Below are 26144 nucleotides of genomic sequence, written 5' to 3'. Positions count from 1 at the left end.
GCCCGGGGTCAGCGCCCCAGAATCTGAAGCACCATGCGCCGGTTTTCGGACGAGCTTTTCCGGAACCGGCGCAACAACTCGGCCTCATCCTCCGACAGCCGGACACGGTCAATCTCCCGCTCCAGTTCCCGAAGCGCCTTGGTTAGATCGTCCGTGTTGCTGAAGGCAAGCCCGGGCAATTCCAGCTGCCCGCTGTCACCGGGCGGGTCCAGGTCCAGCAGGGACTCCAGCGCCGTCTCCGTCTTCAGGCACAGATCCAGCAGCTCAACCACGCCTGGATACCGGCGTTGCCGCGGGTCACTGGCCTCCCACCCCTGCACCACCGGTTCATCCACGTTGCAGATCTGGGCGATATCCCAGCAGGACAGCCGCCGCTCCTCCCGAAGCTGCCTGAGCCGGCGGTTGAACGATTGCAGATAGCGCATGGAGGCATCCTCTTTTCCCTGCCGGGACCGTGTGACCCTCTACCGCGGGCCGGACTGAATCCCGCCAACTCCGGAATCCTACCCTCCGTATCCTACAACCCCCCGCGCGGTAAATGCATCCCTTGGTCCACTTCCCTTCATAATTCGCAAACTATATATTCGACGGTCCCTCTGCCGACACAGCCGGTGAGCTACCATGACGGATGCCCGGAAATCGGACCTGCTGCTGGTCCTTGTTACCCTACTGGCCGCCATCAGCTGGATTTTCTCCAAGGAATCCATTCTGCTGATGCCGCCGCTGCTGTTCATGGCCGTCCGTTTCCTGATTGCCGGCCTGCTGCTGGCCGTTATCGCCTGTCGCGCACTGCGCAAACTGAGCGCCGATCAACTGCGCCGCAGCCTGGGTGTGGGTCTGGTCTTCGGCACCGCCATGAGCCTGTGGGTGATGGGGCTGGCGCATATAGAAAGCATGGGAGAAGGCGCCTTTTTGACCTCCCTGGGCGTGGTCTTCGTACCGGTCATCGCCCGTCTGGTGTTCCGGGAGGCGCAACCCGTCAGCACCTGGCTTGCCCTGCCCATCGCCGTCTGCGGCCTGGCCCTGCTGTCGCTGAAAAACGGCTTTCGGCCGGAAGCCGGTCAGCTGTTCTTTGTCTCCGCAGCTGCCATCTTCGCCTTCTATTTCACCTTGAATACGCGGGCCGCCAATCAAAGAACTGTGATTAACAAACACGGACAATACATTGAAAAACATAGAGTTCCTGCTCTTCCCTTGACAGCGCTGGCGCTCACCACCGTGGGCCTGGTCACGCTGCTGGCGTCGGCGGTACTCGAACCCTGGTCCGGGCTGGGGGCATCACTCTCGCCGGCGCTGTACGGCTGGGTCCTGGCCAGCGCCCTGGTGGGCACCGCCGGGCGCTTTCTGGTGCAGACCTACGCCCAGGGGCTCTCCGCCCATAGCCACGGCGTCGTTATTCTGGTGCTGGAGCCGGTCTGGGTGGCCCTGTTCGCGGCACTCTGGTTTGGTGAGTCCATGGCACCGCTTCAGATGGCCGGCTGCAGCCTGATCTTCGCCGCTCTGGTGGTCAACCGATGGGGCGCTCTCAGCAAAGTGGTGAAGCAGCGGATCCAGGAAAAGAAATCGACAAAATTGGCATAAAAACAGTTGACTACCCCAAATGAAATCCGTATAGTGCGTCCCCGTTGCAGGACAGGACCATAGCTCAGTTGGTTAGAGCGCTACCTTGACATGGTAGAGGTCGCCAGTTCGACTCTGGCTGGTCCTACCAATCCTGCAAAAGAATTCCAAAAGCCGCCCGGAGTCATCCAGGCGGCTTTTTTCTTGCCCGAGCGCTCCGCCATGAAAGTCACTCTGGACCTCACCCTTGATCAACGCCAGACCGCCGTGGACGCCCTGAGCGCGGCTTCCGGCTTGCCCAAATCCCGAATCAAGGATGCGATGACCAAAGGCGCCTGCTGGACCTTCCGTAAGGGCCGGCAGCTCCGGCTGCGGCGGGCCAAGCAGGAACTGGACGCCGGCACCCGGCTGCTGCTCTACTACGACTCGGCGGTGCTTGAACGCACGCCCCCCGAACCAACACTGTTGGCTGACCAGCGCCGCTACACGGTCTGGTTCAAACCCCACGGCCTGTTAACTCAGGGTTCCCAGTGGGGCGATCACTGCAGCCTGCTGAGAAGAGTGGAACAGTCGCTGAAACGCCCCGTGTTCCTGGTGCACCGCCTGGATGCCGAGGCCGCAGGCTTGGTGCTGATCGCCCACGACCGGCAGGCCGCCGGCGCCCTGTCACGTCGCTTTGCCGAGCGCACCATGAGCAAAATCTACCGGGCCCGGGTTCAAGGTATTCCAGAGCCTGCTGAGCAGCGGCTGGACGCCCCCCTGGACGGCAAGCCGGCGCGAACCTGGCTCAGGCTACTGCGGGCCGAAACCGACACTGACACAAGCGTGCTGGAGGTTCGAATCGAGACCGGCCGGAAACACCAGATCCGGCGACACCTGGCCGGCATCGGACACCCAATCGTCGGCGACCGCGTCTACGGCACGGCGGCATCCGTACCGATGCAGCTGATGGCGGTCCGGCTGTCCTTCACCTGCCCGTTGCTGGGGCGCCCGGTGGACTACGGGCTGCCGGATGAACAGCGACTACAGTGACGCGGCAGAACGGGCGGCCTGATCGTAAAGGCCAGATATACCTCGCAGGAAGCTGGCGACCGAGCCCAGATCGGTATTCGAAAAGCCAAGGGTGCGCAGCGAATCCACCAGACAGTTCTCGCGGATCTCGGCGTAGGCACGGCAGACGGACTCGCCCTTTTCGGTGATCGAGTAGAAGGTTTCCTTGCCCCGGCGCTCGGACACCACTACGCCGTGCTTGAGCAGTTTCTTGAGGGAATAGGTGACCGTGTGGGTATCCTCCACATTCAGCACCAGGCAGATGTCCGCGCACTTCTTGGCCCGCCCCCGGTGGTTAACGCTATGCAGCACCAACACATCAAGCGGGCTCATGTCCGCCAGTCCGGCAGCCGTCATGCAGCGCACCATCCAGCGGTTGAAGGCATTACCGGCCACGATCAGCCCGAACTCCAGCTCGGACAGCTCGGCGGCTCGCCCGGACAGGTGGGCCGAGGATACGATGGGCCCCACGCCTGTACGCCGCGGTGACTGAGCCTCGTCTTGCCCGGCCGATTCCGTCTCTTTCAGATGTCCCATACGCCCACCCTATCCGTCCTGTTCGCTTCACGGTTCACCCGCCCGGGCCACCCGGGCTCGCGGCGAGTCTATCAACTCCCCATCCGGCTGGGTAGGTAGGTCACGATCTGCGGGAAGACCGTGATCAGCACCACCCCGGCCAGTAGCAGCAGGAAATACGGCAACGCCGCCCGCGCTACCCGTACGATGTTCTCCCCCGTCAACCCCTGGATCACAAACAGATTGAAGCCCACCGGGGGTGTGATCTGACTCATTTCCACCACGATCACCAAGTAGATACCGAACCACAGCGGGTCGATGCCCGCCGCCTGCACCATGGGCAAGATGACCGAGGTGGTCAGCACCACCACCGAGATGCCGTCCAGAAAGCAGCCCAGCAGTACGAAGAACACCGTCAGTGCCAGCAACAACAGGTACGGTGACAATGACAGGGTATTGATCCAGGCGGCCAGCTCCCGGGGAATACCGGTGAACCCCATGGACACGGTCAGGAAGTGCGCGCCAACCAGGATAAACGCGATCATGGTGGAGGTCTTCACCGTCCCCATCAGCGCTTCCACGAACGTTCGCCAGCTCAGCGAGCCGCCCCGCCAGGACAGCAGGTGCGCCAGGGCCACTCCGATGGCCGCCGACTCCGTCGGAGACGCCAGCCCACCGTAGATGGAGCCGATCACACCGACAATCAGCAGCACCACCGGAATCAGGGGCCGGCTCCGGCGAATCTTCTCCACCAGCGGCAGCGACGCCTCGCGCTCGGCCGGCACCCCCGCCGGGTTGAATCGGGACCAGAGACCGACATAGCCCGCAAACAGCATCATCAGCAGCAGGCCCGGGAGAATACCGGCAACGAACAGGCGGGCGATGGACTGTTCCGTGGCCACGCCATAGACAATGAGAATGATGGACGGCGGGATCAGTAACCCCAGGGTGGCGGAGCCGGCCAGGGTGCCAAGAATCTGGCGCCGGTCGTAGCCGCGACGGGTCAGTTCCGGTACCGACATCTTGCCGATGGTGGCAGCGGTGGCGGCGGAGGAACCGGAAATCGCCGCAAAAATGCCGCAACCGAGAATGTTGGTGTGTAACAGGCGGCCGGGGACCCGCCCCACCCAGGGCGCGATACCCGAAAACATCTGCTCGGACAGGCGCGACCGAAACAGCACTTCGCCCATCCAGATGAACATCGGCAGCGCTGCCAGTTCCCAGGACACACTGGCCCCGTAAAAGGCCGTCGCCAGACTGTCGCCGGCTGGAATGCCGCTGAACGCATGCAGGGCAACCAGGGCCGTGCCGGTCAGGGCGAAGGCCACCCACAGCCCGGCGCCCAGCAACAGCAGCAGCCCCACCAGAAGCACCAGACTCATCCAGATCATGTCCATGGTCCTACTCCTGGGGGGATTCATCTTTGAGGTGACGGATACGACCGGACACCAGCCCGGCCAGGGCGTCCGCCAGGGCAACGGCCAGCCACGCCAGCCCCACCACCATCACGGTCTGGGGAATCCACAACGGCACCGGCACCATACCGATGGAGACATCTCCGAAGTCGTAGCTGTCATAGGCCAGCCGGCCACAGTACCAGAGCGCGTAGCCGGTGATGGCCAGAGCCACCGCCGTCACCCCGAGGTCCAGCCCCCGGCGCACCCCGTCAGGCAGTGCCCGATGCAACAGATCCACCCGGATGTGGCCACCGACCGAGAAGGTGTAAGCAAGGCCGGTGAAGGTCGCCCCGAGCAACAGGAAACCCGCCAGCTCCGCCAGCCCGGGCACCTGCAACCCCAGGGCGTTCAAGCCCACCGCCAACAAGAGCTTGTCGAGAATGCGCCCCAGCACCTGCAGTACCACCATCGCCATGATGAGCACCAGCTGCAGGGCCGAGAGGTAGCCGCCAAGACGGTACAAAGAATCCAGAAACCCGCGCATCAGTTCACTCCAGGTGGCCGCCGCGTCAATCCGTCCCCGTCAGAGCGCACGATAGGCTTCGATCAGCGCCTTGCCGTCTTCGCCCGCGCGCTCCAGCCATTCCTGCTCCATGGTGGCACCCACGGCCCGCAGCCGTTTGACCAGAGCCTCGCTTGGTTCGGACACAACGATGCCGTTTTCCTCCATGATCCGGATCTTGGCCTCAGTCTCGGCCTGACTCGCCTCCCAACCACGCCGCTCGGCCTCCGCTGCCGCTTGCTCGACGGCCTGCCGGACTGACTCGGGCAACCCCTCAAAGGCGCGAATATTGACGATCACCATATTCTTGGGCAGCCACAGCTGGGCGTGGTTGAAATGGCTCAGATAGTCCCAGGCGCGGGTGTTGGCACCGGTGGACGGCGAGGTGATCATGGCGTCGACCCGACCGGTACCGAATGCCGTGGGGATGTCCGGCACTTCCACCTGGGTCGGCACCGCGCCAAACAGCTCCGCCAGGCGTTCGCTGGACTTGTTGTAGGCGCGCATCTTCACCCCCCGAAGCTCATCGCCGGTTACCACCGGGAACCGGGTGTAAATACCCTGGGGCGGCCAGGGCACGGCAAACAACAGCTTCAGCCGCTGGCGCTCCAGACGCTTGGACAGCACCGCTTTCGAAGCCTGCCAAAGCTTCCAGGCCTGCTCGTAGTTGCTCGCGAGATAGGGTACCGAGTCCACCTCGAACAACGGATCCTCGTTGGCCAGCCGAGACATGATCAGTTCGCCGATAGGCACCAAACCACGGCGCACGGAATTCTTGATTTCAGGATGTTTAATCAGTGAACCACTGCTGTGCACGGTGATGTCGAGTTCACCACCGGTCGCCTCGCGGACATCCTCGGCAAATTGACGGATGTTGACGGTATGAAAATTGGTATCGCCGTAGGGTGTAGGCATATCCCAGTGGGTCTCGGCCTGAGCCTGGCCCAGCATCAGGGACAGCATGAATGCGGCCAGATATCTCGCGTTGATCTTCACGTTCTTGTCCTTCTCTCCAGTGTCATTTCCGCGCTCCGAAGCCGTCACCGGCAACCGGGAGCGCCTGTTGCGCCAGGGAGGCCAGAGGGCGCCGGACCGGCCATCCCCACTGCGCCCCCTCATCACGGGCTGTACTTTATTTGGCCAAATTAGCGGCGCCAAAAGCGCATGTCAAACCTTTTATCGATATTAAATACGTATTTACCGCTTGCCTCTACGATAATTTACCGATAATTTACTCATATCGAACACAATTCAGGCAGTCATACAGTCTGCCAGCAATTACGATCCGGAGGCGGCCATGTTACTGAACTGCGATATCGGTGAGAGCTTCGGCGCCTGGCGGATGGGCATGGACGAGCACGTCATGCCGCTCATCGACCAGGCCAACATCGCCTGCGGCTTTCATGCCGGCGACCCGATCACCATGCACCGCACCGTTCGCTTGGCACTGAAGCACGGCGTGATCCTGGGTGCACACCCGGCCTACCCGGATCTCCAGGGTTTCGGGCGCCGTTCGATGGCCTTCCAGCCCGAGGAAATCACCGCCTTGATCCGTTACCAGGTGGGCGCCCTGAGTCACATTGCCGAATCCGAGGGCGGGCGGGTGCGCTACGTCAAACCACACGGCGCACTGTACAACGACATGATGCGCGACGACGCCATCCTGGAGGCGGTGCTCACGGCCCTGGCCACCGCCCCCAGCCCCCTGGCGCTGATGGCCATGGCCACCGCGGACAATGCCCCGCTCAGGCAGGCCTGTGAACGCCATGGCATTGAACTGTTTCTAGAAGCGTTTGCCGACCGGGCCTACGATGACCAGGGCTTTATCGTACCCAGGTCCCAGCCGGGCGCAGTTCACCAGGACCCGGCCCTGATCGTGCGTCAGGCCAGTGATCTGGCGGCCGGTCGACCGATCCGTACAATCACCGGCAATTGGCTGACACTGGAAGCGGATACCCTGTGCGTGCACGGCGACAATGCCGAATCGGTGGCAGCGGTCGAGGCCATCCGACAGGCCCTGGGAGCTCGTAGCTGATGCTCTGGCGATATCAGGTGACTGGGGTCGACACCGTGACCCTTTATTTCGGCGACCGCATCGACATTGCCCTGGTGTCCCGCATCCAGCAAGCGGCAGAGGCCCTGCGTCGGCGCCTGCACGGCCGGATCCTGGACCTAGTCCCCTCCTACACCACTCTGCTGATCCGCTACGATCTGCGCCTGGACGACCTGGCGTCGCTGACCCGGGATATCGCCGACACCCTGGCGGAGCTGCCCCAATCCGGCCCCGGCAGCCATCGGAGCGAGGTGATCGAGATTCCGGTCTTCTATCATCCCAGCGTCGGGCCGGATCTGGCCGCCGTCGCTAAGCGAGCGGGACTGTCGCCGGACCAAGTCATCGAACGCCACCGGGCCCAGGAATACAACGTCTTCGCCATTGGCTTCGCTCCCGGTTTCGCCTACCTGGGCGAAGTGCCGGCGGCGCTGGCAACACCGAGACTCGCCACCCCCCGCGCCAAGGTTCCCGCAGGCACCCTGGGCATTGCCGATACCCAGACGGCCATCTACCCAATCGACTCACCCGGCGGCTGGAACCTGATCGGTCGTACGCCTCTACGCCTGTTCGATCCGGAACGAGCGCAGCCCTCGTTGTTGACGGCGGGGCAGCGAGTACGGTTTCGGGCCATCGGGCAGGAGGAATACCTGGCATTGGGAGGACGTTTGGACGACATGCCATGGGTATCGGGGGAAAGGAAGGGAGAGCAGCCATGAGCACCACGGTCGGCTTCGTGTTCACCCGACCCGGATTTCTAAGCCTGTTGCAGGACGGCGGGCGCCGGGGCGTCATGCACATGGGCCTGGCCACCGGTGGCGCCATGGACCGCCATGCCTGGGCCTGGGCCAACCGGTTGCTGGGCAATTCCTGGGGCACGCCGGCCCTGGAAATCACCTTTGGTGGCATCGAGTTCCAGAGCGAGCTGGACACCCAGATCGCGATAACCGGCGCAGAGGTACAGTGCACCGTCAATGGCCAGCCCCGCCCGCTGTGGACCACGCTGGCCGTTCACGCCGGCGACACCGTCACCCTGAGCGCGCCCAGAACCGGCATCCGCTCCTACCTGGCGGTACGGGGCGGGTTTCGGGTGCCTCCAGGCCTGGGCGGAAGCTGTGCCACCTTCACCCGGGAAGGTACCGGTGGCCTGCACCGGGACGGCCGGCCCCTGCAGGCCGGGGACCGCCTGCCCTGCCCTCCGTCGCTGGAGCCAGTGCCGGTCCGGAAAGTGCCGCAACCCTGGCAGCCAGACTATCGCGCCCCCCTCGAACTGGCGGTGATCCCCTGCGCCCAGGTGGAGCGTTTCCCGGCCGATACTCTGGCCCGTTTCTTTGCGTCCGAGTACACGCTGACCCCTCAGACCGACCGGATGGGCGCTCGCCTGAAGGGCCCGGCACTGGACGTTCTGGGCAAAACACTGATTTCCGAGGGCACCAGCCTGGGCGCCATTCAGGTGCCGGCGGATGGCCAGCCAATCGTTCTTCTCAACGATCGGCAGACGATTGGCGGTTATCCCAAACTGGGTGCGGTCACACCCCGGAGTTTGGATGCGCTGGCCCAGCGGCCACCCGGGACGGCAATCCGGTTCCGGGCCACCACGCTACACGAAGCACAGTTGGAAGAGCGGCAATTCCTGAGGTTCTTTGCCGAGCAGGTGTAGCTAGGCGGGTGCCGGGTCCCAACACCCCTCACACCCGGTAGAAGTCCCGGTACCAGTCCACAAACCGGGCAATACCCTCCTCAATCGAGGTCTCGGGCCTGTAGCCGACGTCCGCGATCAGGTCATCGACGTTGGCGTAGGTGGCGGGAACGTCACCCGGCTGCATCGGCAGGTAGCGCTTGTTCGCCTCGCGACCGGTGCAGGCTTCAATGATCTCAATGAAACGCGACAGCGCCACCGGCTGGTTGCTGCCGATGTTGTACAAACGATAGGGTGCCCGGCTGGTACCGGGGTCGGGGCAGGTACCGTCCCAGTCCGGGTTCGCCTCAGCCACGTGGTCGAGCGTTCGGATCACCCCTTCGACGATGTCGTCGATGTAGGTGAAGTCCCGCTGGTGCCGGCCGTGGTTGAACACGTCGATCGGCTCGCCCGCCAGAATCCTGCGGGTGAAAATGAACAGCGCCATGTCCGGGCGCCCCCAGGGGCCATACACAGTGAAGAACCGCAGTCCGGTAGTGGGCAGCTGGTACAGATGGCTGTAGGTATGGGCCATCAGCTCGTTCGCCTTCTTGGAGGCGGCATAGAGACTCAGCGGGTGGTCCACGTTGTCGTGCACCGAGAACGGCATGGTTTCGTTGGCACCGTAGACCGAGCTGCTGGAGGCATACACCAGATGCTCCACCGAGTGATGCCGGCACCCCTCAAGGATGTTCATGAAGCCGACCAGATTGGAATCCACGTAGGCGTGCGGATTCTGGAGCGAGTAACGGACCCCGGCCTGGGCCGCCAGATGCACCACCCGCTGAGGCCGGTAACGGGCAAACAGCGACGCCATCGCGCTGCGGTCCGCCACGTCCACGCGCTCGTCGGTAAAGCCGGGCTGCCCGAGCAATCGCTCCAGCCTGGCCTGCTTCAGGCTGACGTCGTAATAGTCGTTGAGGTTATCGACACCAACGACTTCGTCACCCCTTGCCAGCAGCCGCCGGGCCACATGGAAGCCGATGAACCCCGCGCTTCCCGTTACCAGAACCCTCACGCCCCCCTCCTCAGAAGGTCACGCCGAAGCTGACAAAGGGACCCCCGAGATCGAGATCCAGGCGGTCGTCGTCATCCTCGTAATCGATCGACAGCTGACGGTAGCCGGCACGGAACTGGAGCAGCGACCACTGATACTGGCCGTACACGTTGTAATCGTGCATGGAATCGCCGCTGTAACTCACCGCATTGCCTTCCGCGCCAATGGACAGGCCGGTCAGCGGCAGGTCGAAGCGGGCCGCCAGGTACACCATGGGCAGCACGGCATCAACGCTGGTCTTACTCACCGCCGCTCCCGGAACGGCGGGCAGCTGCTGTACCACCAGCTCACCGGAGAAGTCACGCGCGGTCAAACCGAGATCCAGGTTGACCCAGTTGTCGAGCACTTCGTAGTAGAAGGTCAGGTCCAGCTGTTCCAGCTCCAGGTCCGAACGCACCTCGGCACCGGCGGGCACGTCGTCAAAGCCGGACAACCCCAGCTCGCCCCGGCCACTCTGGTCGATGGAGGTGTAACTCAGGCGGAGATTGGGCAGCACCGGAATCGGGTGCTCCAGATACAGCGAGGCATTGGCGGAACTGTCCCCTTCCAGATCCAGTTCGTTCTCGATATCCACGGCATCGCCGTTGGTGGCCGCCGTTCCGGACAGATCGGAATCCCAGTAATTGACACTCGCACCCAGGCCGACGACATCAGCCTGGGCCAGCGGGGCAGCCAGTGCCAGGGAGCCGCCCAGAGCCATCATCAACTTACGCATAACGCACCTTCCCTTATTGTTGGTGTGTAACCGGGTTGCGTGTTCTCCCGGTGATCAGTCGAAGCGGATGCCCAGGCGCCGCCCGACCTCCTCATAGGCTTCGATAACGCCGCCGAGGCTCTGGCGGAAGCGGTCCTTGTCCATTTTCTTCCGGGTTTCCTTATCCCATATGCGGCAACCGTCCGGGCTGAACTCGTCACCCAGAACCACCTGCCCGCCACTGCGGCCAAACTCCAGTTTGTAGTCCACCAGCAGCATGCCCGCGTCGTCGAACAGTTTTTTCAGAACCTCGTTGACACGGAAGGTCAGCTCTTTCATCCGCGCCAGCTCCGCCTCGGTGGCCCAACCGAAGCTGATGGCCAGGGACTCATTGACCATCGGATCGTGCAGTTCGTCATTCTTGAGGAACAGCTCGAAGGTGGGCGGGTTCAGTTCCCGACCCTCCTCGACACCCAGGCGACGACACAGGCTGCCCGCGGCCACGTTGCGGACCACGCACTCCACCGGAATCATGTCCAGTTTCTTTACCAAGGATTCGGTGTCCGACAGCAAACCCTCGAAATGGGTAGGGATACCCGCGGCTTCCAGCGTCTCCATGATGAAGGCATTGAACTTGTTGTTCACCATGCCCTTGCGCTGGAGCTGTTCTTTCTTTTGGCCGTCGAACGCCGAAGTATCATCCCGGAATACCAGGACAAACCGGTCGGGGTCGTCCGTGCGGTAGACGGACTTGGCCTTGCCTGAGTAAAGTTCTTCGCGCTTTTCCATTGGTTTCTCCGAGAGGCTGCGGATCGCCGCCGCCTCAATCAGTACAGATATTCGAACAGTCTGGACAACAGGTCGCCAGCCGACTGCTCGCCGTCATAGCTCTCCAGTTTCGACGCCTCGACCAGGATCGCCCCATCCTGCTCCCGCACGGTCAGGGTATGGGTATGACGGGGTTCCTCGGCGTCGCTGAACCAGCCAAACCAGCCGGACGACCGCTCGTCCTCCGTCCGGAAATCCACATAGAACCAGCCTTCGCTCCGGTTCAGGTCGACGATGGCGATCCTGGCTTCGGACAGTGCCCGGTTCACCTCAGCCCAGGCCCGGCCAAAGTCCAGCTCCATCCGGATGGCCACCGGCTGTTCGTCCTGGGAAACCAGTTTCACCAACGGCTCGCCGGTCAGACCAAGGGCCGCACGGGAAAACGATTTGCTTTCTTCCCTGGCCTTGAGAAAGCTGCCGAGGTCAGTAAGCAGTTTCTTCTGCAGGTCCAGCGTTTCCTCGGGGCCCTCTTCCCAGGGCAACAGCCCGTCCGGGGTATCCGGCAACGTGCGCACCGTCAGGTGAATCTCGGTGGTCTTGCGGCGGATTCCGGGAGCCACCTTGGCCTGGAGCACCACCCGGGGTTCCGCCCCGGACGGCTGATCCGCCAGTTCGACCAAGTCTCGGGCCCGCTTGCTGAAATTCACCACCTCGGTCTGCATGACCCCCAGCTGCGGGCTGTCATGGGCGACCCCCAGACCCCGTTCGTTCAGGTAGGCGGTAACCTGGGGCCAGAGCCGGCCGGGCACCTCGTTCACCAGCAGCCAGGCGTGGCCGTCCAGTTCCTCCACAACGTAGTTTTCCTGGAGGATTTCCGAGGTCATGTCGGGGGGGCGGGGAATGTCGTCCGGAAAGAGCTTCCGGGAATCGCCGTCGGCGAGTGGCGGAATCGGCATGGCCTGCCCGAAACGGCTGCCATCCACACCGTCCGGCACCTTGAGCTCCGGCCCTTCGCTGGCCTGGACATAGCGTTCGGAACGGTCTTCCAGCAGACTGCAGCCGGAAAGCATGGGCGCCAGCACCAGCAACCCGGCCGCCAGGGGGCCGGCGATGCCACGCCAGACGACGGGAATTCTCCCAGGAACCTGCATCGCGTTACTCCGGTTCAAGGATAGGGGGTCAACGTCAGAGAACGCCCGCGGCTTTCAGGGCATCCTCGACCTCGCCGTGGAACTTCTCGCTCAGCGGTGTCAGCGGCAGGCGGATGCCCTCGCTGATCAGGCCCATACGATGGAGCGCCCACTTCACCGGGATTGGGTTGGCCTCAAGAAACAGCTTGCGGTTGAGTGGCATCAGCAGCGCGTTGAGTCGCTCGACCTCCTCGCGATTGCCGGCAATCGCCGCCTCGCACAGCTGCGCCATAGCCTTGGGCGCGACGTTGGCAGTGACCGAGACATTGCCCTTGGCGCCCGCGAGCATCAGCTCGGCGGCGGTGGCGTCGTCACCGGAATACACCACCAGACGCCCCTGCAACGCTTCGATCAGCTCGATGCCGCGCGGGATGTTGCCGGTGGCATCTTTGATACCCACGATATTGGGAATGTCAGCCAGGCGGAGAACGGTTTCGTTGAGCATGTCACAGGCGGTCCGGCCCGGTACGTTGTACAGCATCTGCTGCATGTCCGGCACCGCCTCGGCGATGGTCTTGAAGTGCTGATACAACCCTTCCTGGGTTGGCTTGTTGTAGTAAGGCACCACCAGCAGGCAGGCATCGGCCCCGAGTTTCCGGGCCTCGGAGGTCAAATCGATCGCCTCGCGGGTGCTGTTACCGCCGGTGCCGGCAATCACCGGTACGCGGCCATCGACGCGTTTTATGATGTGCCCTATCACTTGGCAGTGCTCTTCGGGATCCAGGGTGGCGGACTCGCCGGTGGTGCCCACGGCAACGATACCATGCGTGCCGTTTTCGATGTGAAAATCCACCAGACGGTCCAGTTCCTCCCAGTGCACCTCACCGTTCGGATGCATGGGCGTAACTAGTGCGACAAGGCTACCCGTAATCATAAAAACTCCGTCCGAATAAAACCGATATGGTAATGTTGGGCTGGAACTGACACAAGGGAATTAAGGAGATGTCATGCCGACCGTAGAACTGAACCAACCCGTTCCGGATTTCGAAGCCCCCGCCACCGGCGATCAGACCGTTCGACTCGCCGACCTGCGCGGCAAGAACGTGGTGATCTACTTCTACCCCAAGGACAACACCCCCGGCTGCACCACCGAGGGGCAGGATTTCCGCGACCGGATAGCGGCGTTCGAAGCCCTGGACACCGTCATATTCGGGGTATCGAGGGACGGACTGAAAGCACACGAGAACTTCCGGGCCAAATATGAATTCCCGTTTCATCTGATTTCCGACCAGGATGAAACCCTGTGCCGGCTGTTCGATGTCATCAAGCTGAAGAAGCTCTATGGCAAGGAGTACATGGGCATCGACCGCAGCACCTTCCTGATCGACCGGGACGGCGTCCTCAGGAAGGAGTGGCGCGGGGTCAAGGTCAAGGGCCACGCCGACGAGGTGCTGGAGGCGGTCAAGGCGCTCTGAGCCGGGCCCCGATCAGCCCAGCTCACCGGCCGGTGGCGGAGGCACTTCCTTCACCGGCCAGGCCGCGAACACCGCCTTCAGCAGAGTCGCCAGAGGAATGGCAAAGAACACCCCCCACAACCCCCAGATCCCGCCAAAGAACAGGACCGCGACGATGATCGCTACCGGATGCAGGTTGTTAACCTCAGAAAACAGGATGGGCACGAGCACGTTGCCATCCAGCGCCTGAATGATGCCGTAGACCACCATCACCCAGATGAAGTGGGAGCCCCAGCCAAAGGCAAACAGAGCTATCATCGCCACCGGGATGGTCACCACGGCGGCACCAATGTAGGGAATCACAACACTCAACCCCACCAACAACGACAGCAGGGCCGCGTACGGCATGCCCAGCAGCTTGAAGGCAATATACGTGGCGCCACCGACGATCACGATTTCCAGCGCCTTGCCCCTGACATAGTTGGCACACTGCAGGTTGACCTCGTGCCAGATTTTCAGCATCAGCGGGCGTTGCGGCGGCAGCAGCCTGGCAATGGAACCAAGCAACTCTTCCTTGTCCTTCAGAAAGAAAAACACCAGGATCGGCACCAGCACCATGTAGATCAGCAGCGCCACCAGGTCCGGAATGCTGGACAGCGAGAACGACACCAGCCACTGAGTGAGCTGACCCACCTCGGTGGACACCTGCTGGTACATGGTATCGATCGCCTCGGCGGAGATCAGCTGTGGGTATTGGTCCGGCAGCAGCTCCAGGTAGGACTGGGTTTCCCGGATGATCCGGGGCGCCTCGCCCGCCAACCGGGACACCTGGGTCCAGATCAGCGGCAGCAAGCCAAAGATGACCCCCACCAGGGCGCCCAGAAACAGCAGGAAAACCCCGAGGATCGACACCGTTTCCGGCACCCCCAGACGGTTGAGCTTCACCACCAACCCCTGCAGGATGAAGGCGATGATCAAGGAAGCAATGGCGGGCGCCAGCATGGCCCCGAACCAGATGATGAAGAAGGTGCCGGCCACCAGCAGCAGGAAAAGAATGACCGCTTCTTCATCTGAAAAGTATTTGTGCGCAAGACCGCGTAAAATCCTGACCATCAATGTCTCCGCTCGGTTAGCCGCCGCACTGTATCACAAACCGGAACTGGCCGTTCAGCTCCGTCTGGCGGATCAGGCGATGTTTCGACAGCGCCAGGAATGCCGGTATGTCGCGCGCCGAGCCCGCATCGGTGGCGATGACTTCCAGCGTTTCGCCCGGCGCCATGGCATTGAGCTCAAGTTTGGTTTTCAGCAACGGCATGGGGCATCTCAGCCCGGAGGCATCCAGCAGTCGATCGGCCATAGTGTGAACGCACCCACTCAGACGGTATCCAGTGATAAGCCCGCATTATGCCGAGAGAAAAGCGGTATTGCACTATAGGAACTGGTAAGCTGCCGTACAGAACTTTTCCGTACGCGCGGCTGTCCAATCGGCAACCCCATTCAGAGGCAATTGGAAGTACATGAAGCGTCAACACGGCCGACCACGTCCCCTCCCGCTGCTCCGCGCCGGCGGTCTGGCCCTGACCCTGGCCTTGAGCCCGGGCATTTCGACAGCGCAGGCTCAGGACAGCGACCTCCCCACCATCGGCGGCAACGGCGGCGGGCTGATCTCGGAGCAGCAGGAAGCGGAAATCGGCCGGCAGGTGATGGTGTCCCTACGGCGTTCCACGCCCCGGATCACCGACCCTCTGGTGTACGACTACCTGAACGCCATCCTCTATCGACTGGTGCCGGCTGCGCCGCTGCAGGATCGCAACCTGACCCTGATCCTGATCGACAGCCCTCAGCTCAACGCCTTTGCCGTACCCGGTGGCGTGGTGGGCGTGAACGGAGGCCTGTTCCTCAATGCCATGACCGAACAACAGTTCGCCTCTGTCCTCGCCCACGAACTGGCGCACTTGAGCCAACGCCACTTCGCCCGACGCCTCGAACAACAGGCCAACAACGCGCCGCTGACCCTGGCCGGCGTGATCGCTGGCATCGTGCTCTCCGCGGTCACCCAGTCCGACATCGGCATCGCCACCATCGCCGGCACCCAGGCCCTGTCCGCGCAGAACATGCTGGCCTACAGCCGGGCCAACGAAAAGGAAGCGGACCGCATCGGCATGGAAATTCTTGCCAATGCGGGCATGGACCCCAGAGGCATGCCGGAGATGTTCGAGATTATGATGCGGCAGAACCGGCTCCAGGGAAATCAGGTACCGGAGTATCTGTCCACCCACCCCCTGACCCAGAACCGGGTGGCGGACAGCCGAAACCGCGCCGAGCAGTACCCGCATCTGGACATTCGGGACGGGCAGGAATATCACCTCATGCGCGCCCGCCTCCAGGTGCACTACGCATCCTCGCCCCAGGCCGCGGTCAACACCTTCCGGGCGTACCTGGAAGACCCGGAAGCCCAACGCCATCAGGCCATCGAGTATGGGCTTGCCGTCGCCTACCTGGCCAACGATCAAGCCAGCAAGGCGGAGGAGATTCTCAGAAAACTGCTGAGCGACAACCCGGAACGCATCACCCTCAACGTAACGCTGGCCGAAGCCCTGATTGCCCAGGATAAAACCGGGGAAGCGCAACAGCTGATGTCCGATGCGCTGGCGCGCAACCCCGGCAACTACCCGATCACCTACACCCTGACGGAGGCGGAAATCAAAGCCGGCGACGGCCAGGCGGCGGCGGACCATCTGAGGAAGCTGACGCGGGACCTGCCACAGCAGGAACATCTGTGGTTGCGGCTCGCGGAAGCGGAGGGGCTGGCCCGGAACATCGTGGGCGTACACCAGGCCCGAGCCGAATACGATGTATTGATGGGTGATCTGGAGTCGGCCCAGCGCCAGCTTCGGCAGGCCCAGGAAAAACTGCCGGCGGGCTCTCCCCAGCGACAGGCCGTCACCGAGCGGCTCTCCACCATTGCCCGGCGCATGGAGGCCCAGCGGAAGAGCTGAGCCCCGTGGCGGCGGCGCCTCAGGCGTTACCGGCCGCCTTCAGGTTCATGCCGGCGGTGAAATCCAGCATCCTCTGCAGGGGTTTCAGCGCCCGCGCCCGGAGCGCCGGGTCCACATGCACCTCCTGACTGCCGGTACGCAGTACTTCCAGCAGGTTTTCCAGCCCGTTCATCGCCATCCACGGGCAGTGGGCGCAGCTGCGACAGGTGGCACCGTTCCCGGCGGTCGGCGCCTCGATCAGTGTCTTGTTGGGCGCCAGTTGCTGCATCTTGTAGAAGATGCCGTTGTCGGTGGCGACAATGAAAGTGTCATTGGGCAGGGTTTGCACGGCATGGATGAGCTGCGAGGTGGAGCCCACCACATCCGCCATTTCGACGACTGCGTCGGGCGACTCCGGATGCACCAGAACGGCGGCGTCCGGATACAGGGCCTTGAGGTCTTCCAGCCCCCGGTACTTGAATTCCTCGTGCACGATGCAGGAGCCATCCCACAACAGCATGTCGGCGCCGGTGGTTTTCTGGACGTAGCGGCCCAGATGCTTGTCCGGCGCCCACAGAATCTTTTCGCCGCGGCTGTCGAGATGCTCGACAATGGCCTGGGCACAGCTCGAGGTGACCACCCAGTCGGCCCGCGCCTTGACGGCCGCCGAAGTGTTCGCGTAAACCACCACGGTGCGGTCGGGATGCTGGTCGCAGAATGCGGAAAATTCGTCGGCGGGACACCCCACGTCCAGGGAGCAGGTTGCCTCCAGCGTCGGCATAAGAACCTTCTTCTCGGGATTCAGGATCTTCGCCGTCTCGCCCATGAAGCGGACGCCGGCCACCACCACGGTGGACGCCGGATGCTGATTGCCGAAACGGGCCATCTCCAGGGAATCCGCGACACAGCCACCGGTTTCCTCGGCCAAGCGCTGGATGTCCGGGTCTGTGTAATAGTGAGCCACGAGCACGGCGTCGCGGGCCTTGAGCTCCGCCTTGATGCAGGCCTCCAGCTCCGCTTTCTCGCGGTCACTCAGCGGTTTCGGCTCTGCTTCGTGGGCCAGGTGCTCCTGAACGAGAATACGGTCTTGTGCTCGTGTCATTCCTGTATCTCTGCCTTGCCTGATTCAGCGGATTATAACACCCATGACCGGCTTTTCATGAATCTGCAAACCTGCGCCGTCATCATGGGCACACCCCCGTTCCACCCGGGTATATGCGGCATCCACGGACAAAAAAAAGAGCCCGAAGGCTCTTTTTTTCAAGCTCCTGGGAGCCTGTTATTTGGTGGGTCGTGTAGGATTCGAACCTACGACCAATTGGTTAAAATGGTTAAAAGCCAACTGCTCTACCAACTGAGCTAACGACCCGAACGAGGCGCATATGGTACTGATTTTTTTCCGGTGATCAACCCTTTTTTTTTTGCGCCTTCCAAAATTTTTTTCGAGCGTGATTAACCGCTTGCGGATGAGAGGAATTTTTTCGCCAATCCCGCTGCGCCGCTGTCGGGATACTCCCGGGTCACCCGTTCCATGTACCGCCGTGCGTCCTCCCGACTGCCCAGGCGATCCAGAGTCACACCCAGCTTGTAGAGTGCGTCGGGAGCCTTGCGATGATCGGGGTACCGGGTAGCGACGATGGTGAACGCCTGTTTGGCCTGCTCCAGCTGGGGCTTGGCCAGGTACACTTCGCCCAGCCAGTAATAGGCGTTGACCGTCAGATCCCCCTCGGGGTACCGGTCGATAAATTCATACAGGCGCGAAATGGCCTGGTCGTAAGCCTTCTGGTTGCGGATCAAATCCAGAATGGCGTTGTAATCCTTCTGTTCCTCGGCGCCCGGTGCCCGGTAATCCCGGGTGGCCACGGGCGTGCCCTGCCCCGACGCGGCCGGCGTGGCTGACGCTCCCTCGCCAGCCGCTGTCGGCTGGGCATTGAGCTTTTCCGATAGGTCGAGAATGCGCTGGTCAAGGTCGATGTAGCGATCCCGTCCCTGTGCCTGCAACTGGGTAATCAGGTGCTGCTGCTCCTCCACCTTACCCTGCAGGCGGCGAACATCCTCCTGCAACTGCTGAATCATGTAGAACAGTTCCGCGGTTGCCTGATTGTTCACCGCCTTGCGCTGCGCTTCGGAAGCGCTGTTCTGGAAGGCCGGAGTCGCAGACTGCGCCTGCAGGGGGGCCGCCTGACCAAGGACAAGCGGCACCAGGACAGACGCCATGAGCGTTTTTCTCATGGACACACCTGATTCCTTACTCTGGGTGATTATTCAAATACCAGCTCAACCCGACGGTTCTGCGCCCAGGCGCTTTCGGTGGACCCCATCACCGCCGGCTTTTCTTCACCATAGCTTACGGTTTCGATCTGGCCACGTGAAGCGCCATTGACGATCAGGAAGCGCTGCACGGCCTTCGCACGGCGCTCACCAAGGGCCAGGTTGTATTCCTTGGTGCCGCGCTCATCGGCATGACCTTCCAGACGGACGCGCTGATTGGGGTGTTCGGCCAGATAGCGTGCGTGAGCCACCAGTACGTCGCGGGCCTCGGGCTTGATCTCCGACGTGTCGAAGTCGAAGTAGAAGGTGGTGATCTCCCGCAGTGCGGCCTGCTCGGCGGCCATGCGTTCCTCTTCGGTCAGGGTCTCGGCGGAAACACCGCCGTCATCGCTGCCGCCATACACGGTGGAGCCGCCTGACTGATCGATGGCCGCCACGTCAGATGCGCTGTCATAGGCACCGTCGTCCATGGTCTGGTTGGAGCTACAGCCCGCGATCAGGCCCAGGGTGGCCAGCAGGGCAAACGCTTTGGTTTGTACAGACAGATTCATGATGTCTTCCTTTGTCATGGTGGATTATGGTTGAACGTTGGCCCGGGCCATCCGATTGCCATCACTGGACAATCGGGCCCCAGGCCGGCTCTCGAACGTCTCCCTCCGAGGCAGGCAGGCTGTAGGCCGCCCCGCCATCGGCCGAGATGACCGTCAGCACGCTGTTCTCACCCTGTTTGGTGGCGTAAATCAGCATGCGTCCGTTGGGAGAAACACTGGGGGATTCATCCGACTGCGTGCGTGTCAGAATGGTTTCGTCCCCTGTTTTCAGGTTGGTCCGCGCGATATGAAAGGCACTGTCGCGCTGGTGCACATAGTAGACATAGTCCCCGGTTCCGTCCGGGCGCGGCCGGGCATTGTAGCGGCTGCCGAAGGTGATGCGACGGGGCTCCGCGCCGATGCGCTCCATATAGTATATCTGGGGGCCGCCGGAACGGTCGGAGGTGAAGAATATGCCCTCGCCGGTAGCGTCGTAGGTCGCCTCGGTGTCGATCGCCCAATGGTTGGTCAGCTTCTTCAGGGCACCGCTGGCCAGCTCCATCCGATAGATTTCAGCGTTGCCGTCCTTGGACAGGGTCAGCAACAGTGCCTTGCCGTCGGGCGACCAGGCCGGCGCTGAATTCAGCCCCGGAAAGTCCGCCACCTTGGTACGCTTGCCGGTGGCCAGCTCATGCACGAAGACCACCGGCTTGCCGGTTTCAAAGGAAACGTAGGCCAGTGCCTTGCCATCGGGCGACCAGGCCGGCGACAGAATCGGCTCGCGGCTTTCCAGGCGGATCCGGGCACGCTTGCCATCCACGTCGCTGACCTGCAGGCGATAACGCGGCTTGCCGTTGGCATTGTCGACGGTGACATACGCCAGCTTGGTGGAGAAGGCTCCGGGCACACCGGTAATGGCCTCGTACACCTTGTCACTGATGTGGTGTGCCAGGGTGCGCAGATTATTCACCGAGGCCGCGGCCGACTCCCCCAGAATCCGTTTTTCCTGATTGACATCGAACAGCTCATAGCGGGCGGTGACCCGGTCCGCTTGCCGGCTCAGCTCGCCCACCAGTACATAGCGCTGCCCCAGCAGACGCCAGTCACGGAAAAACACATCCTCCCGGCGGGACGGAAGGCTGAGCATCTTTTCCGGCGGCAGGGGGCGGAACTCTCCGCTCATGGTGAGGTCATCCCGGACAATCCGGCTCACCTTGTCTCCCGGTGGCAGGGCGCCCTGCTCGGCAAATGGGACCACCGAAATGGGAATGGCGGCATCCGCCCCCTCGGTAATCCGGATCAGCAATTCCGCCCTGGCGGGGGCCACCAGCACCAAGCAGGCGGCCAGTATCGCTGCGGCGGCGCGGGGGAAGGTCATCCAGGTGCGATAGGTCATGATCGGTTCCAATCCTTATCTCAACCGGCGTGGGTTGAACTCTATAGTGAACTGACGGAAATAGCGCTCAAAGGTTTCCCGGTCATCCGGCACCGGGTAGCGGTTCAGCGAGCGCACCGCGCTCAGGGCGGAGTTGTCGAACGCCGCATTGCCGCTACCGCTGACCAGTCTCACGTCTGCCAGCTCGCCTGTGGGCAGCAGGGTGATCTGTAACCGCGCAGTCATTTCCTCCGTGGCCGAGGACGGCGGGTACCAGGCTGCGCTCAGGCGCTCGCGAATCAACGCCTGATACTTTTCGCTTTCAGACAGCATCTGGGCTTCCCGAGCCTTTGCAGCCGCCGCCTGTTGCTGGCGCAGGGCCTCCGCCTCCTCGGCGCGACGGGCTTCCTCGGCCAGGGCTTCGAGCTGCTGCTCACGGAGTCGGCGCTCCGCCTCCAGGCGCTTGCGCTCCGCTTCCGCCTTGCGGCGTTCGGCTTCCTCGCGCTCCCGCCGTGCCTGCTCCTCCTTGCGACGGCGCTCCTCCTCGGCTTTCTTCCTCGCGTCTTCCTGGCGCTTGCGCTCTTCCTCGGCCTTCTGTCGGGCCCGTTCCTTGGCTTCGGCTTCCGCTTTCTGGCGGGCCGCCTCCTTGGCCTTCGCTTCCCGCTCCCGGGCCAGCGCTTCCTGACGTTTGCGTTCCTCTTCTGCCTTGCGGCGCTCGACTTCCCGGGCCTGAGCTTCAGCCTGCCGGCGCGCTTCCTCGGCCTTGCGACGTTCTTCCTCGATACGTTGACGTTCCTGTTCGGCACGCCGCTGTTGGTCCCGGTCAGGCTGGTCCCGGGTATCCACGACCGGACTCGGCTCCGGCTGCTGCGAGATCAGACGCGCGGAAATACTCCGGGGCGGCGGTTCATGGCTCGGACTGGACCAAGTCCAACCGGTCACCGCCACCAGCACGATCACCAGATGCAACAACAGCGACAGGGCCACCGGTGATTTCCAGGGCGGCGTACCGGTACTGGTGACTTTGCGTTCCCGATTCGTCACGACGACTCCCGGCTTTTCCCGATCACTCGTCATCCCGGGGCGTTTCCGTGATCAACCCGATGCTGGACGCCCCGGCACTCTGCAACTCCGCCATCAGGCGCACCACCTTGCCGTAGTCCACGTGCTCGTCGCCGCGCACCAGCACTTCGCTGTTGCTACGCTGGGACAGAATCTTGCTCACCTGCTCCCTCAATTCGGACAGGGACATTGGCCGGCTGCCCTTGTCCCCCACATCCAGATAGTAGGCGCCGTTGGCGTCCACGGACACGACAATCGACTCTACGTCCTTCTCCGACTGGATCGGGTCGGAGCTGGTCTGAGGCAGGTCCACCTTCACACCCTGTGTCAGCATCGGTGCGGTGACCATAAAAATCACCAGCAGCACCAGCATCACGTCGATATAGGGAACGACGTTGATCTCCGACATTGGCTTACGCCGCTGCTGCGGCATCATTCCCATGCCCTTCATCACATCCGCCTCCGGCTGCCGTGGTCAGTCATCAGGCCGCGCTCGCTTCGCTGCTGTGCACGCGACGATGCAGGATGCTGGAGAACTCCTCGGCGAACGTCTCGTAGTTCTTAAGCAGCGCATCCGACATGGCGGAAAAACGGTTATAGGCAATGACGGCGGGGATGGCCGCGAACAGGCCCATCGCGGTGGCGATCAGAGCCTCGGAAATGCCCGGCGCCACCGTAGCCAGGGTTGCCTGCTGCACCTGAGCCAGCCCCCGGAAGGAGTTCATGATGCCCCACACGGTCCCGAACAGACCCACATACGGACTGGTGGAACCCACGGTGGCAAGAAACGGCAAGTGGGTTTCCAGACGTTCCTGCTCGCGGGAGAAGGCCACGCGCATGGCACGCTGGGTTCCCTCCATCACCGCGTCGGCGTCCCGGCTTTGCTGCCGCAGCCGGGAGAACTCCTTGAATCCGGCCCGAAACACCGCTTCCATACCAGAAAACGGCGTCGGATCGGCGCTGACCTCCCGGTACAGCTGCCCCAGATCCATGCCCGACCAGAACCGCTCCTCGAAGGCGAGCTGCGCCCGCTTGGCCTTCCGGAACACCTGAAGGCGTTGGAAAATCAAGGCCCATGAAATCACCGATGCCGACACCAGTAACAGCATCACCAACTTCACCAGCACACCGGCGTTGGAAATGAGATACCAGACTGAAACTTCTGACTCCACCTTAGAACTCCTGGCTGTTTACTGAATCGTGTCCGGTTGCGAAACACGCCGTGTCAGCAACGCTTGCATGTTATCCGGCAGACGCCGGGGCCGGCCGGTATCGAGGGCCACGCAGGCGACCCGCACATCGGCCTCGCACAACAGGCGTCGGTCCGACGCGCGCACGACCCGCTGCCGGAAGGCCATCCAGACACGGCCGTATCCGGTGGGCTCGGCCGTGACCAGAAGCTGGTCATCCAGCCTCGCGGGCGCGACATAATGAATGTTCATCTTCTGCACCACGTAGCTGATGTTTTCCGCAAGGCCGGCCCGCAGGCCCACGCCGCAACTGCGGACCCACTCGGTCCGGGCCCGCTCCATATAATGCAGATACTTGGCATGGAACACGATGCCACCGGCGTCCGTGTCCTCGATGTAGACGCGGACCGGCAACTCGAATCCATCCGGCGCGACCGGTGCTGCCGTCAAGGCCGTTCCCCCTCCGCTCCACTCCGGGGCGGCGTCACGCCAAAATGCAGGTAGGCGTTTGAGGTTACCATCCGCCCTCTGGGCGTACGGACGATGAACCCCTGTTGAATCAGGAAGGGTTCGAGCACATCCTCAATGGTACCGCGCTCTTCACTGATCGCGGCGGCCAGGCTGTCGACCCCCACCGGCCCGCCGTCGAACTTTTCGATCATCGCCAGTAACAGGCGCCGGTCCATGTGGTCAAAACCCTGGTTGTCCACTTTCAGCATATTCAGCGCCTGATCGGCCACCTCGGCGCTGATATGGCCATTGGAGCGCACTTCCGCGAAATCGCGAACCCGGCGCAGCAGGCGGTTGGCGATCCGGGGCGTGCCCCGGGAACGGCGTGCAATTTCATAGGCTCCCGCCTCGTCGATGTCGACGCAGGACAGGCGGGCGGAGCGGAGAATGATTCGGGTCAGGTCCTCGGTACTGTAGAACTCCAGCCGCTGAACGATGCCGAAGCGGTCCCTCAGCGGTGACGTCAGCAGGCCGGCACGGGTGGTTGCCCCCACCAGGGTAAACGGCGGCAGATCCAGCTTGATGGAGCGTGCGGCAGGGCCTTCACCGATCATGATGTCGAGCTGGTAATCTTCCATGGCCGGATAGAGCACTTCCTCGACCGCGGCGCTCAGGCGATGAATTTCATCGATGAACAGGACGTCCCCTTCCTCGAGGTTGGTGAGCATGGCGGCGAGGTCTCCGGCCTTTTCCAGCACCGGACCGGAGGTGGTCTTTATGGACACCCCCATTTCATTGGCGATGATGTTCGCCAGGGTGGTCTTGCCGAGGCCGGGAGGGCCGAAGATCAGGACATGATCCAGGGCTTCCTTGCGCGCCCGCGCGGCCGAGATGAAGATTTCCATCTGTTCGCGCACCGCCGGCTGCCCCACATACTCCGCCAGCAGGGTCGGACGGATCGCACGGTCGTGGACTTCCTCGTAATCGCCGGCCGTGGCGGAGATCAGTCGGTCGGATTCAATCATGTACCCACCTTTCGGGATTCAACTTCGTACCGGCGCAGTCGCGGCACCCCTTGGGACACGCTCAATTGTACTAATGCCCCCAGGGGTGTCACGTTACGCTCTCTACAGGTTGTGCCACTGCGGCGACAGGTCGCGACCGCAAACGCAAACCTCAGCCGGCCGGAATCATGTTCTTCAGGGCCAGGCGAATCAGAGCCTCACTGGACATGCCCTCCTCCGCCACCTTACTGATGGCCTTGGCGGCTTCCTGAGGCTTGTAGCCCAGCGCGATCAGCGCCGCTTCCGCCTCCTCACGGGGGTCCGGCCCCAGGGCCACGACCGCCGGACCAGGCTCGGAATGACCAGTCGCTGCCTGCGACAGGTGCTGGAACCCGCCTTCAAGTTGCCCGATCCGGTCCGCCATTTCAATCAGTAAGCGCTCCGCCGTCTTTTTCCCAACCCCCGGCAGCTTGACCAGGGCATTGGTGTCCCGCGCCTCGACACAGCGAATGAACTGCCGGGCCTCCAGGCCGGACAGCAGGCCAACCGCCAGTTTTGGCCCGACACCACTGACCTTGATCAGAAGGCGGAACAGATCCCGATCCAGTTTCGAGGCAAATCCGTAGAGGCTCTGCGCATCCTCCCGCACCGCAAAGTGGGTGTGCAGGGTGACCTCCTGCCCCACCTCCGGGAGGTGGAAAAAGGTGGTATAGGGGATATCAACTTCGTAACCCAGCCCGGCGCACTCCACCAGCGCCCGTCCGGGGGCCTTTTCGACCAATACACCTCGGATTCGACCAATCAAACGATTTCTCCTTGTTGCCCCAGGGTGACCGCATCACCCGCGCACCCGGCCACCACGCACCCGGCCGGCACCCGACAGGCGTCTGACGCTCTGACTCATGTGGGCATGACACAGGGCGACCGCGAGCGCATCCGCCGCGTCCGCCTGGGGAGGTCGGGAAAGGGAAAGCAGGGCCTGCACCATGTGCTGAACCTGAGTCTTGTCGGCACCGCCCGTGCCAACCACGGCTTGCTTGACCTGACGGGCGGAGTACTCGTGAACGGCCAGGCCGCTGGTGGCGGCACTGACAATGGCCGCGCCCCGGGCCTGCCCCAGCTTGAGGGCGGAATCCGGATTGCGCGCCATAAACACCTGCTCGATGGCGAACTCCTCGGGACGATACTCGCCGATCAGGGTCGCCAGGCTCTGGAAAATGACCCGAAGCCGCTCCGCCATGGGCTTCTCACCCACTCGGATACAGCCGCTGTCGAGGTATTCGATCAGCCGCCCCTCGGCGCGTATGACCCCGTACCCGGTAATACGGGAACCGGGATCAACCCCGAGAATGATCGGCACGGTCAGCC

At 62.7% G+C, this 26144-nt stretch carries 30 protein-coding genes and 2 tRNA genes; 8 read left to right on the top strand and 24 right to left on the bottom strand.

All coding sequences use genetic code 11. From position 1 onward, the window contains the following. Positions 1 to 8 precede the first annotated feature (8 nt). On the bottom strand, positions 9 to 425 hold the full coding sequence (locus tag BTO32_RS02865; protein ID WP_076722906.1) for a transcriptional regulator: 417 nt from the start codon (positions 423 to 425) through the stop codon (positions 9 to 11). A 196-nt stretch (positions 426 to 621) separates the two neighbouring features. Between BTO32_RS02865 and BTO32_RS02860 the strand changes: the two genes are divergently transcribed. The 3 genes from BTO32_RS02860 (at position 622) to BTO32_RS02850 (ending at position 2592) form a co-directional block, all read left to right on the top strand. Beyond that, complete coding sequence (locus tag BTO32_RS02860) at positions 622 to 1581, top strand: DMT family transporter (RefSeq protein ID WP_076722905.1); 960 nt, start codon at positions 622 to 624, stop codon at positions 1579 to 1581. Between the two features lie 53 nt (positions 1582 to 1634). Next, a tRNA-Val gene (locus tag BTO32_RS02855) sits at positions 1635 to 1711 on the top strand. A 53-nt stretch (positions 1712 to 1764) separates the two neighbouring features. After that, positions 1765 to 2592, top strand: coding sequence for an RluA family pseudouridine synthase (locus BTO32_RS02850; RefSeq protein WP_342742300.1), 828 nt, complete (start codon positions 1765 to 1767; stop codon positions 2590 to 2592). Here the strand turns inward: BTO32_RS02850 and BTO32_RS02845 are convergent. The 4 genes from BTO32_RS02845 to BTO32_RS02830 all read right to left on the bottom strand — a co-directional run bounded on the left by BTO32_RS02845 (position 2584) and on the right by BTO32_RS02830 (position 6081). After that, entirely contained in the window at positions 2584 to 3147 is a 564-nt protein-coding gene (locus BTO32_RS02845) for a winged helix DNA-binding protein (RefSeq protein WP_084206749.1), read from the bottom strand. The genes BTO32_RS02850 and BTO32_RS02845 overlap by 9 nt on opposite strands. A 71-nt stretch (positions 3148 to 3218) precedes the next feature. Next, positions 3219 to 4523, bottom strand: a complete 1305-nt coding sequence (locus BTO32_RS02840; RefSeq protein WP_076722903.1) for a TRAP transporter large permease — start codon at positions 4521 to 4523, stop codon at positions 3219 to 3221. Positions 4524 to 4527: 4 nt separating this feature from the next. Next, positions 4528 to 5067 (bottom strand): TRAP transporter small permease, encoded by a 540-nt coding sequence (locus tag BTO32_RS02835; protein WP_076722902.1) that lies wholly within the window; start codon positions 5065 to 5067, stop codon positions 4528 to 4530. Between the two features lie 39 nt (positions 5068 to 5106). Further along, the gene (locus BTO32_RS02830) at positions 5107 to 6081 is read right to left on the bottom strand and encodes a TRAP transporter substrate-binding protein (protein ID WP_176282690.1); all 975 of its coding nucleotides are present in this window, start codon (positions 6079 to 6081) and stop codon (positions 5107 to 5109) included. A 301-nt stretch (positions 6082 to 6382) separates the two neighbouring features. On the opposite strand from BTO32_RS02830, the gene BTO32_RS02825 reads away from it, so the two are divergent. Genes BTO32_RS02825 through BTO32_RS02815 form a run of 3 tightly spaced genes read left to right on the top strand, consistent with a single transcriptional unit; the run spans position 6383 to position 8795 of the window. Beyond that, positions 6383 to 7120 carry a 5-oxoprolinase subunit PxpA gene (locus BTO32_RS02825; RefSeq protein WP_076722901.1) on the top strand — a complete coding sequence of 246 codons (738 nt, stop codon included), beginning with the start codon at positions 6383 to 6385 and terminating at the stop codon, positions 7118 to 7120. Continuing rightward, on the top strand, positions 7120 to 7854 hold the full coding sequence (gene pxpB / locus BTO32_RS02820; protein WP_076722900.1) for a 5-oxoprolinase subunit PxpB: 735 nt from the start codon (positions 7120 to 7122) through the stop codon (positions 7852 to 7854). Before BTO32_RS02825 ends, pxpB begins: the two co-directional genes overlap by 1 nt. Continuing rightward, positions 7851 to 8795: a 5-oxoprolinase subunit C family protein gene (locus BTO32_RS02815; RefSeq protein ID WP_076722899.1), complete on the top strand. Its 945-nt coding sequence runs from the start codon at positions 7851 to 7853 to the stop codon at positions 8793 to 8795. The genes pxpB and BTO32_RS02815 overlap by 4 nt, the downstream gene beginning before the upstream one ends. A 28-nt stretch (positions 8796 to 8823) precedes the next feature. Here the strand turns inward: BTO32_RS02815 and BTO32_RS02810 are convergent, their stop codons facing one another. From BTO32_RS02810 to dapA, 5 genes are read right to left on the bottom strand one after another with little or no spacing between them, the layout of a single operon-like run. Next, entirely contained in the window at positions 8824 to 9831 is a 1008-nt protein-coding gene (locus BTO32_RS02810) for an NAD-dependent epimerase (RefSeq protein ID WP_076722898.1), read from the bottom strand. 10 nt (positions 9832 to 9841) lie between these two features. Then, complete coding sequence (locus BTO32_RS02805; protein WP_076722897.1) at positions 9842 to 10585, bottom strand: TIGR04219 family outer membrane beta-barrel protein; 744 nt, start codon at positions 10583 to 10585, stop codon at positions 9842 to 9844. A gap of 54 nt (positions 10586 to 10639) precedes the next feature. Continuing rightward, the gene (gene purC, locus BTO32_RS02800; protein WP_076722896.1) at positions 10640 to 11353 is read right to left on the bottom strand and encodes a phosphoribosylaminoimidazolesuccinocarboxamide synthase; all 714 of its coding nucleotides are present in this window, start codon (positions 11351 to 11353) and stop codon (positions 10640 to 10642) included. 38 nt (positions 11354 to 11391) lie between these two features. Further along, complete coding sequence (gene bamC, locus BTO32_RS02795) at positions 11392 to 12483, bottom strand: outer membrane protein assembly factor BamC (protein ID WP_076722895.1); 1092 nt, start codon at positions 12481 to 12483, stop codon at positions 11392 to 11394. 34 nt (positions 12484 to 12517) lie between these two features. Next, on the bottom strand, positions 12518 to 13396 hold the full coding sequence (gene dapA / locus BTO32_RS02790) for a 4-hydroxy-tetrahydrodipicolinate synthase (RefSeq protein WP_076722894.1): 879 nt from the start codon (positions 13394 to 13396) through the stop codon (positions 12518 to 12520). 73 nt (positions 13397 to 13469) lie between these two features. Here dapA and BTO32_RS02785 point away from each other — a divergent pair, with 73 nt between their 5' ends. Next, complete coding sequence (locus BTO32_RS02785) at positions 13470 to 13937, top strand: peroxiredoxin (RefSeq protein ID WP_076722893.1); 468 nt, start codon at positions 13470 to 13472, stop codon at positions 13935 to 13937. A gap of 12 nt (positions 13938 to 13949) precedes the next feature. Here BTO32_RS02785 and BTO32_RS02780 read toward each other — a convergent pair whose 3' ends face one another. Beyond that, positions 13950 to 15029 carry an AI-2E family transporter gene (locus tag BTO32_RS02780; RefSeq protein WP_076722892.1) on the bottom strand — a complete coding sequence of 360 codons (1080 nt, stop codon included), beginning with the start codon at positions 15027 to 15029 and terminating at the stop codon, positions 13950 to 13952. A gap of 16 nt (positions 15030 to 15045) precedes the next feature. Further along, the gene (locus BTO32_RS02775; protein WP_076722891.1) at positions 15046 to 15273 is read right to left on the bottom strand and encodes a sulfurtransferase TusA family protein; all 228 of its coding nucleotides are present in this window, start codon (positions 15271 to 15273) and stop codon (positions 15046 to 15048) included. Positions 15274 to 15433: 160 nt separating this feature from the next. On the opposite strand from BTO32_RS02775, the gene BTO32_RS02770 reads away from it, so the two are divergent. Further along, entirely contained in the window at positions 15434 to 16915 is a 1482-nt protein-coding gene (locus BTO32_RS02770) for a M48 family metalloprotease (RefSeq protein ID WP_076722890.1), read from the top strand. A gap of 19 nt (positions 16916 to 16934) precedes the next feature. Here the strand turns inward: BTO32_RS02770 and nadA are convergent, their stop codons facing one another. The 12 genes from nadA to ruvC all read right to left on the bottom strand — a co-directional run bounded on the left by nadA (position 16935) and on the right by ruvC (position 26136). Then, the gene (gene nadA / locus BTO32_RS02765; RefSeq protein WP_076722889.1) at positions 16935 to 17996 is read right to left on the bottom strand and encodes a quinolinate synthase NadA; all 1062 of its coding nucleotides are present in this window, start codon (positions 17994 to 17996) and stop codon (positions 16935 to 16937) included. Positions 17997 to 18178: 182 nt separating this feature from the next. Continuing rightward, a tRNA-OTHER gene (locus BTO32_RS02760) sits at positions 18179 to 18263 on the bottom strand. An 83-nt stretch (positions 18264 to 18346) separates the two neighbouring features. Beyond that, complete coding sequence (gene ybgF, locus BTO32_RS02755) at positions 18347 to 19126, bottom strand: tol-pal system protein YbgF (protein WP_076722888.1); 780 nt, start codon at positions 19124 to 19126, stop codon at positions 18347 to 18349. A gap of 29 nt (positions 19127 to 19155) precedes the next feature. After that, the gene (pal, locus tag BTO32_RS02750) at positions 19156 to 19716 is read right to left on the bottom strand and encodes a peptidoglycan-associated lipoprotein Pal (protein ID WP_076722887.1); all 561 of its coding nucleotides are present in this window, start codon (positions 19714 to 19716) and stop codon (positions 19156 to 19158) included. A gap of 61 nt (positions 19717 to 19777) precedes the next feature. Beyond that, positions 19778 to 21091 (bottom strand): Tol-Pal system beta propeller repeat protein TolB, encoded by a 1314-nt coding sequence (gene tolB / locus BTO32_RS02745; protein ID WP_076722886.1) that lies wholly within the window; start codon positions 21089 to 21091, stop codon positions 19778 to 19780. Positions 21092 to 21106: 15 nt separating this feature from the next. Then, on the bottom strand, positions 21107 to 22057 hold the full coding sequence (tolA, locus tag BTO32_RS02740; protein ID WP_076722995.1) for a cell envelope integrity protein TolA: 951 nt from the start codon (positions 22055 to 22057) through the stop codon (positions 21107 to 21109). 79 nt (positions 22058 to 22136) lie between these two features. After that, the gene (gene tolR, locus BTO32_RS02735; protein WP_076722885.1) at positions 22137 to 22583 is read right to left on the bottom strand and encodes a protein TolR; all 447 of its coding nucleotides are present in this window, start codon (positions 22581 to 22583) and stop codon (positions 22137 to 22139) included. Positions 22584 to 22614: 31 nt separating this feature from the next. Next, positions 22615 to 23304, bottom strand: a complete 690-nt coding sequence (tolQ, locus tag BTO32_RS02730; protein ID WP_076722884.1) for a protein TolQ — start codon at positions 23302 to 23304, stop codon at positions 22615 to 22617. Positions 23305 to 23322: 18 nt separating this feature from the next. After that, the gene (ybgC, locus tag BTO32_RS02725) at positions 23323 to 23772 is read right to left on the bottom strand and encodes a tol-pal system-associated acyl-CoA thioesterase (protein ID WP_076722883.1); all 450 of its coding nucleotides are present in this window, start codon (positions 23770 to 23772) and stop codon (positions 23323 to 23325) included. Then, positions 23769 to 24797, bottom strand: coding sequence for a Holliday junction branch migration DNA helicase RuvB (ruvB, locus tag BTO32_RS02720; RefSeq protein ID WP_076722882.1), 1029 nt, complete (start codon positions 24795 to 24797; stop codon positions 23769 to 23771). Before ruvB ends, ybgC begins: the two co-directional genes overlap by 4 nt. Positions 24798 to 24948: 151 nt before the next feature. Next, complete coding sequence (gene ruvA, locus BTO32_RS02715) at positions 24949 to 25581, bottom strand: Holliday junction branch migration protein RuvA (protein WP_076722881.1); 633 nt, start codon at positions 25579 to 25581, stop codon at positions 24949 to 24951. Positions 25582 to 25614: 33 nt separating this feature from the next. After that, on the bottom strand, positions 25615 to 26136 hold the full coding sequence (gene ruvC, locus BTO32_RS02710) for a crossover junction endodeoxyribonuclease RuvC (RefSeq protein WP_076722880.1): 522 nt from the start codon (positions 26134 to 26136) through the stop codon (positions 25615 to 25617). Positions 26137 to 26144 lie beyond the last annotated feature (8 nt).

Source organism: Marinobacter lutaoensis, from assembly GCF_001981305.1.
Lineage (GTDB): Bacteria > Pseudomonadota > Gammaproteobacteria > Pseudomonadales > Oleiphilaceae > Marinobacter > Marinobacter lutaoensis.
Note: the sequence above shows the minus strand (reverse complement) of the source record. Positions and strands in the feature narration are given on the sequence as shown.

Bases quoted from the DNA above. Each gene is read 5' to 3' on its own strand.
- BTO32_RS02865 (WP_076722906.1), bottom strand. From the start codon at position 425: ATGCGCTATCTGCAATCGTTCAACCGCCGGCTCAGGCAGCTTCGGGAG.
- BTO32_RS02860 (WP_076722905.1), top strand. From the start codon at position 622: ATGACGGATGCCCGGAAATCGGACCTGCTGCTGGTCCTTGTTACCCTA.
- BTO32_RS02845 (WP_084206749.1), bottom strand. From the start codon at position 3,147: ATGGGACATCTGAAAGAGACGGAATCGGCCGGGCAAGACGAGGCTCAG.
- BTO32_RS02840 (WP_076722903.1), bottom strand. From the start codon at position 4,523: ATGGACATGATCTGGATGAGTCTGGTGCTTCTGGTGGGGCTGCTGCTG.
- BTO32_RS02835 (WP_076722902.1), bottom strand. From the start codon at position 5,067: ATGCGCGGGTTTCTGGATTCTTTGTACCGTCTTGGCGGCTACCTCTCG.
- BTO32_RS02825 (WP_076722901.1), top strand. From the start codon at position 6,383: ATGTTACTGAACTGCGATATCGGTGAGAGCTTCGGCGCCTGGCGGATG.
- pxpB (WP_076722900.1), top strand. From the start codon at position 7,120: ATGCTCTGGCGATATCAGGTGACTGGGGTCGACACCGTGACCCTTTAT.
- BTO32_RS02815 (WP_076722899.1), top strand. From the start codon at position 7,851: ATGAGCACCACGGTCGGCTTCGTGTTCACCCGACCCGGATTTCTAAGC.
- BTO32_RS02805 (WP_076722897.1), bottom strand. From the start codon at position 10,585: ATGCGTAAGTTGATGATGGCTCTGGGCGGCTCCCTGGCACTGGCTGCC.
- purC (WP_076722896.1), bottom strand. From the start codon at position 11,353: ATGGAAAAGCGCGAAGAACTTTACTCAGGCAAGGCCAAGTCCGTCTAC.
- bamC (WP_076722895.1), bottom strand. From the start codon at position 12,483: ATGCAGGTTCCTGGGAGAATTCCCGTCGTCTGGCGTGGCATCGCCGGC.
- dapA (WP_076722894.1), bottom strand. From the start codon at position 13,396: ATGATTACGGGTAGCCTTGTCGCACTAGTTACGCCCATGCATCCGAAC.
- BTO32_RS02785 (WP_076722893.1), top strand. From the start codon at position 13,470: ATGCCGACCGTAGAACTGAACCAACCCGTTCCGGATTTCGAAGCCCCC.
- BTO32_RS02780 (WP_076722892.1), bottom strand. From the start codon at position 15,029: ATGGTCAGGATTTTACGCGGTCTTGCGCACAAATACTTTTCAGATGAA.
- BTO32_RS02775 (WP_076722891.1), bottom strand. From the start codon at position 15,273: ATGGCCGATCGACTGCTGGATGCCTCCGGGCTGAGATGCCCCATGCCG.
- BTO32_RS02770 (WP_076722890.1), top strand. From the start codon at position 15,434: ATGAAGCGTCAACACGGCCGACCACGTCCCCTCCCGCTGCTCCGCGCC.
- nadA (WP_076722889.1), bottom strand. From the start codon at position 17,996: ATGACACGAGCACAAGACCGTATTCTCGTTCAGGAGCACCTGGCCCAC.
- ybgF (WP_076722888.1), bottom strand. From the start codon at position 19,126: ATGAGAAAAACGCTCATGGCGTCTGTCCTGGTGCCGCTTGTCCTTGGT.
- pal (WP_076722887.1), bottom strand. From the start codon at position 19,716: ATGAATCTGTCTGTACAAACCAAAGCGTTTGCCCTGCTGGCCACCCTG.
- tolB (WP_076722886.1), bottom strand. From the start codon at position 21,091: ATGACCTATCGCACCTGGATGACCTTCCCCCGCGCCGCCGCAGCGATA.
- tolR (WP_076722885.1), bottom strand. From the start codon at position 22,583: ATGAAGGGCATGGGAATGATGCCGCAGCAGCGGCGTAAGCCAATGTCG.
- ruvB (WP_076722882.1), bottom strand. From the start codon at position 24,797: ATGATTGAATCCGACCGACTGATCTCCGCCACGGCCGGCGATTACGAG.